The following is a 12,841-nucleotide window of genomic DNA, read 5'->3' as shown; positions in this document are numbered from 1 at the left end:
ATCTTCCGACACCTTAGAGACAGAGGCCAGCCATGAAGCAGATTACCGCCATCATCAAACCGTTCAAGCTCGACGAAGTGCGCGAAGCACTGGCAGACGTGGGCGTGACCGGCCTGACGGTGACCGAGGTGAAGGGCTTCGGCCGCCAGAAGGGTCACACGGAGTTGTATCGCGGCGCCGAGTACGTGGTCGACTTCCTTCCGAAGATCAAGATCGAAGTGGTGGTGGCCGAGAACCAGCTCGACACCGTGCTCGACTCGATCGTCAAGGCTGCGCACACCGGCAAGATCGGCGACGGCAAGATCTTCGTCACCGAGATCGAACGCGTGATCCGCATTCGTACGGGCGAGCAGGACGAGGCCGCGGTCTGATTGCCCAGGCAGAAAAGGTGAAAAGCCGGCATTTGCCGGCTTTTTGCTTTCTGGGCGAAGGCACTGCGGCGCCGGCGCCGGCGACGCCGGCTAGCTCGGCAATTTCCAGCCGAACTGCACCGACAGCAGTCGCATGCCCATTGTCACCAACGCACCTGCCAGCAATGCCACTTCCTGATCGGCGCGCAGCCAGGTGAGTCCGACGTAGACCCAGCAGCCAATGAAGGAGCAGGTGGCGTAGGGCGACCGGTCGCGCAGGATCATCGGCACCTCGTTGCACAGTACGTCGCGCAGCACGCCGCCAAATACCGCCGAAATGATGCCCATCATGACCGCGACGGTGGGCGTCATCTGCGCCACCAGCGCCAGCGATGTGCCGGTGACGGAAAACAGTCCCAGGCCGATCGCGTCGGCCACCAGCATGGTGCGGTCCGAGGCCACGGAACTGACCACGCGAAAGACGATCGATGCACCGATCGACATCGCAAAGATCAGCAGCACGTAGTATTCGTGATCGACCCAGTAGAACGGCCGGCGATCGAGCAGCACGTCGCGCACGGTGCCGCCGCCGAATGCCGTGGCAAACGCCACGATGAAGGTGCCCACCGCGTCGAGCCGCTGCTTGCGCGCATCCACCACGCCCGACACGGCAAAGGCCAGCACCCCCGTGATCTCCATGATGTGGAGAATCAGCGGCAGCCGCCCCATCAGCAGATCGAACGGCAAGTGAAAGTGCATGGGGGGGCGAACGATCAGGAACGCGGTTGGCGAAGCAGGACCATCAGGGCGCCCGCGCCGCCCAGCGATTCGCGGGCCTGGACGAAGGCAATCACTTCCTCTTTCTGCACCAGCCAGCTGCGCACCTTACCCTTGAGCACCGGCAGCTTGTCGGGCGATCCCATGCCCTTGCCGTGAATCACCCGCACGCAGCGCACGCCGTTGCGCACAGAACGGCGCAGGAAACTGGCCAGCGCCTCGCGCGCCTCGTCGCTGCGCAGGCCGTGCAGGTCCACCTTGTCCTGCGGCACCCATTCGCCGCGGCGCAGCTTCTTGATGATGTCCTCGCCAATGCCCGGGCGACGGAACGACATCGTCTCGTCGATATCGAGCAGGTTCTCGACATCGAATTCATCGGACAACGACGCTTCGAGCACAGCCTTGTCATTGCGCTGCGACTGCACCGGAATCGGCTCGGGCACCTTGGGCGGATGCTGCACGCGATTACGGTCGCGCAGGGCGCTGACGTTGCCGATACTGGCGCGAAAGACATTGGCTTCCTCAAGGGCGCGCTGCGCGGCTTCGGCCTGGGCGCGGCGCTCGGCCTCGCGACGCTCGGCGTCGGCCTTGAGGTTGTCTCGCAGTGCGGCCAGATCGTTGAGGCCGAATCGCCTGGGGGGTGTTTTTGCGCCGTGCGACATAGGAAGACTCTGGAAAAGCTCGGCGTTGATTATAGAGAATCGGGGACGGCCGCGGCAGCGCGGGCGTCCCCGATCAGGCAATCCGAAGCGGCGCGGTTACTTCAGCGCTTCGACGTAGCGCTGGGCGTCCAGCGCCGCCATGCAGCCCGTGCCGGCGCTGGTGATGGCCTGGCGGTAGACGTGATCCTGCACATCGCCGGCCGCGAACACGCCGGGGATATTGGTGGCCGTTGCGTCGCCCGACAGGCCACTCTTCGTCACGATATAGCCGTTGTTCATCTCCAACTGGCCTTCGAACAGGTCGGTGTTGGGCTTGTGGCCGATCGCCACGAACACGCCGGCCAGTTTCAGGTCCTCGGTTGCGTTGGCGTCCTTGGTGCTGCGGATGCGCACGCCGGTCACGCCCGACTGGTCGCCCAGCACTTCATCGAGCGTATGGTCGTAGCGCAGTTCCACGCGGCCTTCCTTCACGCGCTGCAGCAGGCGGTCGACCAGGATCGGCTCGGCGCGGAACTTGTCGCGGCGATGGATCACGGTGACCTTGCTGGCGATGTGCGACAGATAAAGCGCTTCTTCCACGGCCGTGTTGCCACCGCCAATCACGGCCACTTCCTGGTTCTTGTAGAAGAAACCGTCGCAGGTGGCGCAGGCCGACACGCCGCGGCCCATGAAGCTTTCCTCCGACGGCAGCCCGAGATACTGGGCCGACGCACCGGTGGCGATGATCAGCGCATCGCAGGTGTACTCGCCCGAATCGCCGATCAGCCGGATCGGTTTTTCGGTCAGTTTCGCGGTGTGGATGTGATCGAAGATGATTTCGGTATTGAAGCGCTCCGCGTGCGCCAGGAAACGCTGCATCAAATCTGGGCCCTGCACGCCGTTAGCGTCAGCGGGCCAGTTTTCCACGTCGGTCGTGGTCATCAGCTGGCCGCCCTGGGCCAGACCGGTGATCAGCACCGGATTCAGGTTGGCGCGGGCCGCGTAGACGGCGGCGGTATAACCAGCCGGGCCGGACCCGAGAATCAGCACTTTTGCGTGTTTTGCAGACATGATGCATTCCTGTAGGCGACAAGTGAGCCGGTGCGGCGGTCGCGCCGGTGTCACTCGAAACCGCCATTATAAGTGGCGCGGCGATTGCCGACTGTTGCAAATTCCAATGAGGGCGATAGTCCCGCACAAGGTTAAAATGGCCGCCATCGTCCACTCCGCACGATCGAACAGACACTAACGCATGGCTCGCGCTACCACGACTACCCGGACCGACCCGTCGGCACTTCCCTCGCGCATCGGCAAGCTGCTTGGCGAGGTGCGCTGGTTCCTGTTGCTCGCCGTGACGCTTGGCTTCCTGTGTGTGCTGGCCAGCTATTCCAAGGCCGATCCCGGTTGGTCGCACGCCAGCCAGGTGGCCGATATCCACAATCTGGGCGGCCGCGTGGGCGCCTGGGTGGCCGACGTGCTGTTCTTCATCTTCGGTTTTTCCGCCTATTGGTGGAGCGTGCTGCTGATGCGGCGTTGCTGGCGCGGCTGGCGGGTGCTGACCGCCGAACTGCCCGAGCGCGTGCCTGAAGCGCAGCACCATGGCGCCGCGGTGAGCTGGATCGGGTTTGCGCTGACGCTGGTGTCGAGCATGGGCCTGGAGGCGATCCGCATGTATCCGCTGCGCGCCGCGCTGCCGCGCGCGCCCGGCGGTGTGCTGGGCGACCTGCTCGGCGGCTGGCTGCAGATGGCGCTTGGTTTCTCGGGTGCCACGTTGCTGTTGCTGCTGATGTTTGCGATCGGCCTGTCCCTGTTCTTCCACTTCTCGTGGCTTACGGTGGCCGAGCAGGTCGGCGGCATGGTCGAAATGCTGTTCGCGGGCTTCAAGGCGCGTCGCGAGAAAAAGCAGGACCGCATCATCGGCGCCGCCGCCAAGGTGGAGCGCACCGAGACCGTCGAAGTGCAGCGCGTACGGCAGGAAGAGGCCGCGCCGGTGCAGATCGTGCGTCCGCAGGCCGTGCCCAAGCATGAGCGCGTGGAACGCGAAAAGCAGCAGCCGCTGTTTGCCGACATCCAGGATTCCGATCTGCCGCCGCTGTCGCTGCTCGATCCCGTGCCCGCGCACCAGGAAACCGTCAGCGCCGAAACCCTCGAATACACGTCGCGTCTGATCGAGAAGAAACTCAAGGACTTTGGCGTGGAAGTGAAGGTGGTGGCCGCCTATCCCGGCCCCGTCATCACGCGCTACGAAATCGAGCCCGCTACTGGCGTCAAGGGCAGCCAGGTGGTGAATCTGGCGCGCGACCTGGCGCGCAGCCTGTCGCTGGTGTCGATCCGCGTGGTCGAGACGATTCCCGGCAAGAACTACATGGGCCTGGAACTGCCGAATCCGAAGCGCCAGACCGTGCGGCTCGGCGAAATCCTCGGCTCGCAGGTCTACAACGAAAGCGCGTCGAATCTGACCATGGCGCTCGGCAAGGACATCGCCGGCAAGCCGATGGTGGCCGACCTGGCCAAGATGCCGCACTGCATGGTGGCCGGCACCACCGGCTCCGGCAAGTCGGTGGGCATCAACGCCATGATCCTGTCGCTGCTGTACAAGGCCAAGGCCGACCAGGTGCGCCTGATCCTCATCGATCCGAAGATGCTCGAAATGAGCGTCTACGAAGGCATCCCGCACCTGTTGTGCCCGGTGGTGACCGACATGCGCCAGGCCGGCAATGCGCTGAACTGGGCCGTCGGCGAAATGGAGCGCCGCTACAAGCTCATGAGCAAGCTGGGCGTGCGTAATCTGACCGGCTACAACAAGAAGATCGACGAAGCGGCGGCCAGGGAAGAAAAGATCCCGAATCCGTTCAGCCTGACTCCCGACGCGCCCGAGCCGCTGGAAAAACTGCCGGTGATCGTGATCGTCATCGACGAACTGGCCGACCTGATGATGGTCGTCGGCAAGAAGGTCGAGGAACTGATCGCCCGGATCGCACAGAAGGCGCGCGCCGCCGGCCTGCATCTGGTGTTGGCGACGCAGCGGCCGTCGGTCGACGTGATCACGGGCCTGATCAAAGCCAACGTGCCGACCCGGATTGCCTTCCAGGTCAGCAGCAAGATCGATTCGCGCACGATCCTGGACCAGCAGGGCGCCGAGGCGCTGCTGGGCATGGGTGACATGCTCTATCTGGCGCCGGGCACCGGTCTGCCAATACGCGTGCACGGCGCGTTCGTATCGGACGATGAAGTGCACCGCGTGGTCGAGAAGCTCAAGGAAAGCGGCGAAGCAAACTATATCGAGGGCATTCTCGAAGGTGGCCTGGTGGACGGCGACGGCGCGGGCGACAGCCTGGGCGGCGGCGCAGGGATCGGTGGCGGCGGTGCCGAGTCCGATCCGCTATACGACCAGGCCGTCGAAGTGGTCATCAAGAATCGCCGCGCGTCGATCTCGCTGGTGCAGCGCCATCTGCGTATCGGCTACAACCGCGCGGCGCGACTGCTCGAAGACATGGAAAAAGCCGGATTGGTGTCGGCCATGTCTGGCAACGGCAACCGCGATATTCTGGTGCCGGCCGGGAGCGCCGTAGGCGACGATTGAGATTCGTCCCATTGCGCGGCATATGGATGTGACGGGTAATATACCGTTACCGTCGTCACAGCTTCGGGCGGAATTCGCACCCCTGTGACGCTCTCTAACCGGTCGTTGACGACTCAGTAAGGAATTGATTTCCATGCGACATCGCATTCTTGCGCCGCTGTGCGCGGCGCTGGCGTTGCTGGCCGCCGTGCCGGCCGCCCAGGCCGCCGCCACAGATCAATTGCAGACCTTCGTCACCAGCGTGAAATCGGCGCGCGGTGAATTCACGCAGAAGCAGATCAAGGGCCAGGGCGCCGACGCCAAGGTGGCTGGCACGTCCAGCGGCACGTTCTCGTTCGCGCGCCCGGGCAAATTCACGTGGCGCTATACCAAGCCTTACGACCAGCTGCTGCAGGCCGACGGCCAGACGCTCTATATCTACGACAAGGATCTGAACCAGGTTACCGAGCGCAAGCTCGACGGCGCGTTGGGGTCGAGCCCCGCCGCCATCCTGTTCGGCAGCAATGACCTCAGCCGCAACTTCGACGTGAAGAACGGTGCTGCGCGTGATGGCGTAGAGTGGCTTGAATTGACGCCCAAGGCCAAGGACACGCAATTCGAACGGATCGGCATCGGCTTCAAGGGCGGCAATCTCGAAGCCATGGAATTACGCGACGCGTTTGGCAACACCACGATGCTGACCTTTTCGGGCATCCAGAAGAACCCCTCGCTGCCGGCGGACGCATTCCGCTTCGCGGTGCCGAAGGGCGCCGACGTGGTGAAGCAATAAGACGCCCAAGGATTCGACATGAAACACGTCCCTGTCCGCTTCGATAACGCAGCGCTGCGCCGTCTGGCACTGCCCTCCGGCGCGCTGGCCGTGGCGCTGGCGCTTTCGGCATGCGCGCACAGCCAGGCCAGCCATTTCGATGTTGACGCGTTCCTGCGCGGGTCCGATACGGCGTTGCCTGAAGTGCTGGGCAATACCGATTTCCTCAAGGCAACGCGCATCGCCCAGAATGACTGCGCGACCTTGCTGCAATCGCCGCACAACGGCGTGCTCGAAGACCTGCCGGCCAGCAATAGCGCGCGCGGACCCGCATGGGTTTTCCATCCCACCGGCGCATCGGACAAAGTCTGGCTGATCGTGGGGCAGGCAGGCGGCGAGCGTAGTTGCCATGGTCCGTTACCGGCCGACGCCGTGAAAGCGCTCGTCGACCGCGCCAAGGGCTAGGCCATCGACTCGCGTGCGTAGCGTTGGCGCGGCTTGGGCAGGGCCTGTAGTTTTTCGCGCCGGATGCGGATGGCTTCGTCATCGCCACGCTTGATCGCTGCGCGCAGCTTCAGCACGGCTTTCTTGTATTGCTTCTTCTTGCGCATGCGGGTCGTGATGGCCATGGCGGATATCCTTGTAACGTGCCGGCGCGGTGCCGACTGTTTCGCCATGGTAAGCGCACGCTGTCTGCTGATTCCCTGTTTCGAAAGAATTCAGATCCGGTCAGAAATTGCTCATTGAGGCGGCGCAGCATTTTGCGCGCCGGCGGACTGGCAACTGCATTGGCAATTGCCGGAATGGCCAGCGCAGCTGCCAATAGTTGCCGCGATCAGAGCAGGAAGCGGCGGTTGTCGTTTTCAGCGTAGCGCGACTCTACCTTGCGGAAGGTGAGCTTCGTGCTGCTCTTGAGCTTGCGCCCGGCGATTTTGCGCTGCAATTGGCGATGCACCGCACCGATATGTCCGACCGAATCCTGGGCATACGGCTTGCCATCCGTCGCGCCGGGCAAACCGCCGCCCGCGGCCAGCGCCGCATTGTGAGCGGCCGCCGACTTCGCGATCAGCACGTCGAGATACTGGCGCGCCCGCACTGCGGCATGCAGATGACCGTCGGCGGGATTCTGCTTGGCGCGCACAGCGTCCTGGGGCAGGCGGACATTGCCAGCCACGCGCCGCAGCGCGGCGCGCAGTTCGGCGCCATCGAGGGACGCTTCCTGCAGGATCCACACGGCGTCGTGACGAATCCAGCCTTCTGCATCGACCATGCGTCGTAGCAGCGCCGGCAGTAGCAGGCGCCCACCAAAGCGGCGCGTGCGGCGAATCGCGGACAGCCCGACGCGCCGCACATGGGCGTTTTCATGGTCGAACAGGTCGGTAATGACGCGGTCGGCGTCTTCCTGCGATGCGATCAGCTCGGTGAACTGGCCCGCCAGCGAAATCTCTTCCACGCCGTTGAGCTTGTTCTTGTTCGCCAGCCGGTTCACCTTGAACATCAGCATGCGGTAACGCAGCATACAAATCCCCGAGTATCGAAAATATTGCCCCGCGATAGTCGCCGGTCCCATGCCGGCGCCCAGCTTGCCGCGCCGCTTGGGGCGCTGGCCATTGGGTGTTATCGGCATCGCCGGATCGGACTTTAGGGCGCGCCACAAAAATTCGCCTGCGCAGGATCGTCTACACTGTGGCGTTGCGCCGCCACGCTGGCGGCCGTGTCAATCGAAAGGTTTTTGCATCGTGGCGGATTCGCTGTTCTCCGACTCCCCTGACCGTTCCCGGCAGCCGCTCGCGGAACGCCTGCGCCCGCGCAATATTGACGAGGTGATTGGCCAGCAGCACCTGCTGGGCGCCGGTAGACCGCTGCGGGTTGCGTTCGAGTCGGGCGAGCCACATTCGATGATTCTGTGGGGCCCGCCAGGCGTGGGAAAGACCACGCTGGCGCGCCTGATGGCCGATGCCTTCGACGCGGAATTCATTGCGCTGTCCGCAGTGCTGTCGGGCGTCAAGGATATCCGCGAAGCCGTCGAGCGCGCCGAGCAATTCCGCGCCCATGGCCGCCGCACGCTGGTGTTCGTGGACGAGGTGCATCGCTTCAACAAGAGTCAGCAGGATGCCTTCCTGCCGCACGTCGAAAGCGGCCTGTTCGTCTTTATTGGCGCGACCACCGAAAACCCCTCGTTCGAAGTCAACGGTGCATTGCTGTCACGCGCGGCGGTCTACGTGCTCAAGAGCCTGGACGACAGCGAACTGAAACAGCTCGTGCTGCGCGCCAGTCAGGAACTTGGCGGCGTGACGTGGGACGACGAGGCGATGGGCCTGATCGTTGGTTCGGCCGACGGCGACGGTCGCAAGCTGCTGAACAACATTGAGATCGTGGTGCGCGCCGCGCGCAATGCCGGGGCGCAGGCAATCGATACCGCGTTACTCGGCAGCGCGTTGTCGGAAAACCTGCGCCGTTTCGACAAGGGCGGCGATGCGTTCTACGACCAGATCAGCGCGTTGCACAAGTCGGTGCGCGGATCCGATCCCGATGGCGCGCTCTACTGGTTCTGCCGCATGCTCGACGGCGGCGCAGATCCGCGCTATCTGGCGCGCCGCATCGTGCGGATGGCCTGGGAAGATATCGGCCTGGCCGATCCCCGCGCCGCACGTATCACGCTGGACGCCGCGGAAACGTACGAGCGCCTGGGCTCGCCCGAAGGCGAACTGGCGCTGGCGCAGGCGCTGATCTATCTGGCGGTGGCGCCGAAGTCCAACGCCGGCTACAACGCGTACAACGCTGCGCGCGCTTTCGTCGCGAAGGACAAGTCGCGTGCCGTCCCAGTGCATTTGCGCAATGCGCCCACCCGGCTGATGAAGGAACTGGGCTACGGACATGCGTATCGCTATGCGCACGATGAACCCGAGGCCTATGCCGCTGGCGAACACTATCTGCCCGATGATCTGCGCCGGCAGGACTGGTACCAGCCCACGCCGCGGGGCCTGGAGGGCAAGATCGGCGACAAGCTCAGGCATCTGCGCGATCTCGACGACGCGTGGCATCGTGCGCACAACGAGCGCGACAAGCCGGCGGCAAAGTCCGACAGGGGCCCCAAGGGCGACCAGAGCTGAGACAAATCGGCCCGATCGGCGGAAAAGCCGCCGAAATCGGGGCAGATTCGGCACCGTGCGGTGATGCCGGTGCAGTAAAATGTCGCGTTCGCCGGCATGTCGCCGGTAATGCACACCGATTGCAACATGCTCGACATCCAGCTGCTCCGCAAAGACATCGACGCCGTGGCCCAACGCCTCGCCACGCGCGGATTCCAACTTGACGTGGCGACGTTCCAGGCCCTGGAGGCCGAACGCAAGCAACTGCAGACGCAGACCGAGGACCTGCAGGCCCGCCGCAACACGCTGTCCAAGCAGATCGGCATGCTTAAGGGCAAGGGCGAAGACGCCTCGGCGCCCATGGCCGAGGTGGCTGGCATTGGCGACACGCTGAAGGCGTCCGCCGTGCGCCTGGCGGAAATCCAGGACCAGATCGCTGACGCGATGATGTCGATTCCCAATCTGCCGCACGAAAGCGTGCCGGTGGGCAAGGACGAAACCCAGAACGTCGAAGTGCGTCGCATCGGTACGCCGCGCAGCTTCGATTTCGAAGTCAAGGATCACGTCGACGTCGGCGCAAAACTCGGCCTCGACTTCGAGACCGCCTCGAAGGTGACCGGCTCGCGCTTTGCCTTCCTGCGTGGAGGCGTGGCGCGCATGCATCGCGCGCTGGTCCAGTTGATGGTGGACACGCACACGCTGGAGCACGGCTATACCGAGATGTACGTGCCGTACATCGTGAACGCGGCATCGATGCGCGGCACGGGGCAGTTGCCCAAATTCGAGGACGATCTGTTCAAGGTGCCGCGCAAGGTTGGCGGCGAGGACGGCCAGGACGCCATCGAGAATTTCTACCTGATTCCGACGGCCGAAGTGCCGCTGACCAATATCGTCCGCGATGCGATCGTCTCGGCTGACAAGCTGCCGCTGCGCTTCGTTGCGCATACGCCGTGTTTCCGCTCGGAGGCGGGGTCGTACGGCAAGGACACGCGCGGCATGATTCGCCAGCATCAGTTCGACAAGGTCGAGATGGTGCAGGTGGTGCCCGCCGATCAGTCGATGGACGCGCTGGAGCACATGACTGGCCACGCCGAAGCCATCCTGAAAAAGCTTGAGTTGCCGTTCCGCACGGTGGTCCTGTGCACCGGCGACATGGGCTTTGGCAGCACCAAGACCTACGACATCGAAGTGTGGATTCCGGCGCAGAACACCTACCGCGAAATCAGCTCGTGCTCCAACATGGGCGATTTTCAGGCGCGTCGCATGCAGGCGCGCTCGCGGGCCGGACAAGGCAAGCCGGAACTGGTGCACACGCTGAACGGCTCCGGACTGGCGGTCGGCCGCACGCTGGTGGCGATCCTGGAAAACTACCAGAACGCCGACGGATCGCTCAACGTCCCCAAGGCGCTGCAGCCGTACATGGGCGGCGCCACGCGCCTGGAACCGGAAGCATAAAAATTGTTGCGCAGGGACTTGCGCTCGGCATGGCAATGTCCCTATAATCTTGGTTTCGCCGCCAACGCGACGACCAAGTTACCGGAGAGGTGGCAGAGTGGTCGAATGTACCTGACTCGAAATCAGGCGTACCGGCAACGGTACCGTGGGTTCGAATCCCACCCTCTCCGCCATAACAAAACTCTGCCGTCGGATTCAACCACCGGCAGACAGAAACAACGTAGTAAATCTCAAGCCGACGCCTGTGCAAACACGCGTCGGTTTTGTTTTTCTACGAAGCCCGTCCTTAGCGGGGTACGCGAACTACTACACACTGCCCGACATACGTTGTTCCACACAACAACAATGATCGAAGCAGCATGTTAGTCGGATACGCCAGAGTCAGCACACAGGAACAAGAAACACACGCACAAACCGACGCACTGCGAGAAGCAGGCGTCGGTTTTATTTTTTCCGAAAAGCGTTCGGGAGGCAGCGCATCGAAGCGGCCAGTGCTTGAGGAAATGCTCAACACGATCAGCCAGGGAGACACCGTCGTCGTCTACAAACTAGACCGCATCGCACGGTCACTGAAAGACCTACTCATCATCATCGAACGTATCGAGGCGACAGGCGCGCAGTTCCGCAGTCTGACCGAACACATCGACACGCGATCGCCAGCAGGGCGGATGATCTTCCAAATCGTAGGCGCGTTCGCTGAATTTGAACGGGAGCTAATACGAGAGCGCACGAAGGTAGGAATGGCCGCCGCAGCCCGACGCGGCGTAAAGATGGGACGACCTACAGCAATGAGTGAGGCAGACGAAGCCGAGGCATTACGCCTATGGTTCACGGGCAAACACACCAAGTCCGCACTAGCCCGCCAGTACGGCACTCATATTTCAAGCATCAAACGTGCAATTAAGCGCCACCACGAACGATTGCAGCCGAGCCTGCTAGATGCCGCCTAACGCTTCCGCAGTAACTGCGTGCGCAGCAGCTTCTCAAACACAGCGTTTCGCGTGGTGTCTTTAAAACGCAGGTATTCGTTCAGCTCATCAACCAGTTCAGCAGGCAACTCGACAGTAACGGGCACCAGCCCGTTACGCGCCCTGTACGCGGCCTGCCGTTCTGCCGGAGTCATCGCACTGCCGGACACCGGACGGCCGCGCTTTCGCTTCACCGGTACAAGCTCACCTGTTCGGCGATCATTGGTATCTTTCATAGTCGAAGTTTTTTACGTCACACGTTGCGTTAATTCCCTTCGGTTTCCTCAAGGAAAGGCTGCGCCTGTGGGCCAACGAACCTAGGCCCCGTCGCAAACCAAAATGATCCGTTCTTTACGCTGATGTACGACACCAAGTCATCGATGCCCGCAGCACCCTGCAGGTACTTCAGCACAGGCAATGTGGCGTCGTACATCGACGGATAGTCCATCCACGTGCCCCACGTCTCACGCTCAGGCACCACGATGCCCCGGGACGTCCAATAGCGCTTGTCGTTCAGCTCACGCCCGGAAATATCTTTGCTGATGTACTTCGAGATATAGGCGGCCAGCCGATGCGGCTCCCAACGTTTGCCGTTGCGTGCCTGCGATTCAGAACGCCCCGGATTGCTGATGTGGCAATACCCGTTACCCTTGCCGCCAACAACACGCAGCCAGACCGCGATAACGAGCCTACGGGCGACTTTGCCTTGGCAGGCAATATGCAAATGCCATGCGCCCCGTTTTTGGCGCTCAGGCACCGCTACATAGTGAAAATCGCCATGCTTCCGCATGCGCCGGAAAAACTCTTTGCAGAGCGGGTAGAAGTCATCCATATCCTGAATGTTCTCCCGCGTGTTGAGGGTCAACATCGTGTCAGCGTTGACCTGTTTGCAACGCACGCGAATCTGTTGTGTAGCGCGGCGCACCGAGATTTCCTCGTTTCGTTCCTTATGTTCCGACTCACCGCGTACCGTCTCAGTACGCTTTGGCAGCAGGCGGACATCGTTGATTCGATGCCACGCCGTTGAGGGGAACCCGTTAATTTCCACCTGGCCATTTCCGAATCGTCGCACGCGCACCGTGATGCCTTCCGAATAGACCTTCCCAACCGGCCGCTCATCGCCTACCATTGCGTTGTCCATAGCAAATCCCTATCAAGTTGAGTTATGGATCACGCCCGGAACAGTTGCCGCTGTTGCCGGGCTTTTTCTTTGCCCTGCGTTACGCC

At 62.6% G+C, this 12,841-nt stretch carries 14 protein-coding genes and 1 tRNA gene; 8 read left to right on the top strand and 7 right to left on the bottom strand.

Going from position 1 to position 12,841, the window contains the following annotated elements; all coding sequences use genetic code 11:
- Positions 1–32 precede the first annotated feature (32 nt).
- Positions 33–371, top strand: coding sequence for a P-II family nitrogen regulator (glnK, locus tag F7R19_RS04125; protein WP_061957551.1), 339 nt, complete (start codon positions 33–35; stop codon positions 369–371).
- A 90-nt stretch (positions 372–461) separates the two neighbouring features.
- On the opposite strand, the gene F7R19_RS04120 is transcribed toward glnK, so the two are convergent.
- The 3 genes from F7R19_RS04120 to trxB form a co-directional block, all read right to left on the bottom strand.
- On the bottom strand, positions 462–1,109 hold the full coding sequence (locus F7R19_RS04120; protein WP_150979448.1) for a trimeric intracellular cation channel family protein: 648 nt from the start codon (positions 1,107–1,109) through the stop codon (positions 462–464).
- Between the two features lie 14 nt (positions 1,110–1,123).
- Positions 1,124–1,789 (bottom strand): Smr/MutS family protein, encoded by a 666-nt coding sequence (locus tag F7R19_RS04115; protein ID WP_150979447.1) that lies wholly within the window; start codon positions 1,787–1,789, stop codon positions 1,124–1,126.
- Between the two features lie 96 nt (positions 1,790–1,885).
- Positions 1,886–2,839, bottom strand: a complete 954-nt coding sequence (trxB, locus tag F7R19_RS04110; RefSeq protein ID WP_061957554.1) for a thioredoxin-disulfide reductase — start codon at positions 2,837–2,839, stop codon at positions 1,886–1,888.
- Between the two features lie 181 nt (positions 2,840–3,020).
- Between trxB and F7R19_RS04105 the strand changes: the two genes are divergently transcribed.
- The 3 genes from F7R19_RS04105 to F7R19_RS04095 all read left to right on the top strand — a co-directional run bounded on the left by F7R19_RS04105 (position 3,021) and on the right by F7R19_RS04095 (position 6,564).
- A complete protein-coding gene (locus tag F7R19_RS04105; RefSeq protein ID WP_150979446.1) occupies positions 3,021–5,351 on the top strand; it encodes a DNA translocase FtsK in 2,331 nt (776 codons plus the stop codon).
- Between the two features lie 133 nt (positions 5,352–5,484).
- Positions 5,485–6,120 carry an outer membrane lipoprotein chaperone LolA gene (lolA, locus tag F7R19_RS04100; RefSeq protein WP_061957556.1) on the top strand — a complete coding sequence of 212 codons (636 nt, stop codon included), beginning with the start codon at positions 5,485–5,487 and terminating at the stop codon, positions 6,118–6,120.
- 18 nt (positions 6,121–6,138) lie between these two features.
- A complete protein-coding gene (locus F7R19_RS04095; protein WP_150979445.1) occupies positions 6,139–6,564 on the top strand; it encodes a hypothetical protein in 426 nt (141 codons plus the stop codon).
- Here the strand turns inward: F7R19_RS04095 and F7R19_RS29655 are convergent.
- On the bottom strand, positions 6,561–6,728 hold the full coding sequence (locus tag F7R19_RS29655) for a hypothetical protein (protein ID WP_167585503.1): 168 nt from the start codon (positions 6,726–6,728) through the stop codon (positions 6,561–6,563). The genes F7R19_RS04095 and F7R19_RS29655 overlap by 4 nt on opposite strands.
- Before the next feature lie 206 nt (positions 6,729–6,934).
- Positions 6,935–7,618, bottom strand: a complete 684-nt coding sequence (locus tag F7R19_RS04090) for a hypothetical protein (protein WP_150979444.1) — start codon at positions 7,616–7,618, stop codon at positions 6,935–6,937.
- Between the two features lie 220 nt (positions 7,619–7,838).
- On the opposite strand from F7R19_RS04090, the gene F7R19_RS04085 reads away from it, so the two are divergent.
- The 4 genes from F7R19_RS04085 (at position 7,839) to F7R19_RS04070 (ending at position 11,596) form a co-directional block, all read left to right on the top strand.
- Positions 7,839–9,212, top strand: coding sequence for a replication-associated recombination protein A (locus tag F7R19_RS04085; RefSeq protein ID WP_150979443.1), 1,374 nt, complete (start codon positions 7,839–7,841; stop codon positions 9,210–9,212).
- Between the two features lie 126 nt (positions 9,213–9,338).
- Complete coding sequence (gene serS / locus F7R19_RS04080) at positions 9,339–10,646, top strand: serine--tRNA ligase (RefSeq protein ID WP_150979442.1); 1,308 nt, start codon at positions 9,339–9,341, stop codon at positions 10,644–10,646.
- Positions 10,647–10,729: 83 nt separating this feature from the next.
- A tRNA-Ser gene (locus F7R19_RS04075) sits at positions 10,730–10,819 on the top strand.
- A 186-nt stretch (positions 10,820–11,005) separates the two neighbouring features.
- Entirely contained in the window at positions 11,006–11,596 is a 591-nt protein-coding gene (locus F7R19_RS04070; protein WP_150979441.1) for a recombinase family protein, read from the top strand.
- On the opposite strand, the gene F7R19_RS04065 is transcribed toward F7R19_RS04070, so the two are convergent.
- Together F7R19_RS04065 and F7R19_RS04060 are read right to left on the bottom strand one after the other, a co-directional pair.
- Positions 11,593–11,850 carry a hypothetical protein gene (locus tag F7R19_RS04065; RefSeq protein WP_150979440.1) on the bottom strand — a complete coding sequence of 86 codons (258 nt, stop codon included), beginning with the start codon at positions 11,848–11,850 and terminating at the stop codon, positions 11,593–11,595. The two genes, F7R19_RS04070 and F7R19_RS04065, sit on opposite strands and share 4 nt — an antisense overlap.
- A 29-nt stretch (positions 11,851–11,879) precedes the next feature.
- Complete coding sequence (locus F7R19_RS04060; protein ID WP_150979439.1) at positions 11,880–12,755, bottom strand: rolling circle replication-associated protein; 876 nt, start codon at positions 12,753–12,755, stop codon at positions 11,880–11,882.
- Between the last annotated feature and the right edge of the window lie 86 nt (positions 12,756–12,841).

Source organism: Cupriavidus pauculus (genome assembly GCF_008801835.1).
Taxonomy (GTDB): Bacteria; Pseudomonadota; Gammaproteobacteria; order Burkholderiales; family Burkholderiaceae; genus Cupriavidus; species Cupriavidus pauculus.
This window is presented reverse-complemented; position numbering and strand designations above follow the sequence as displayed.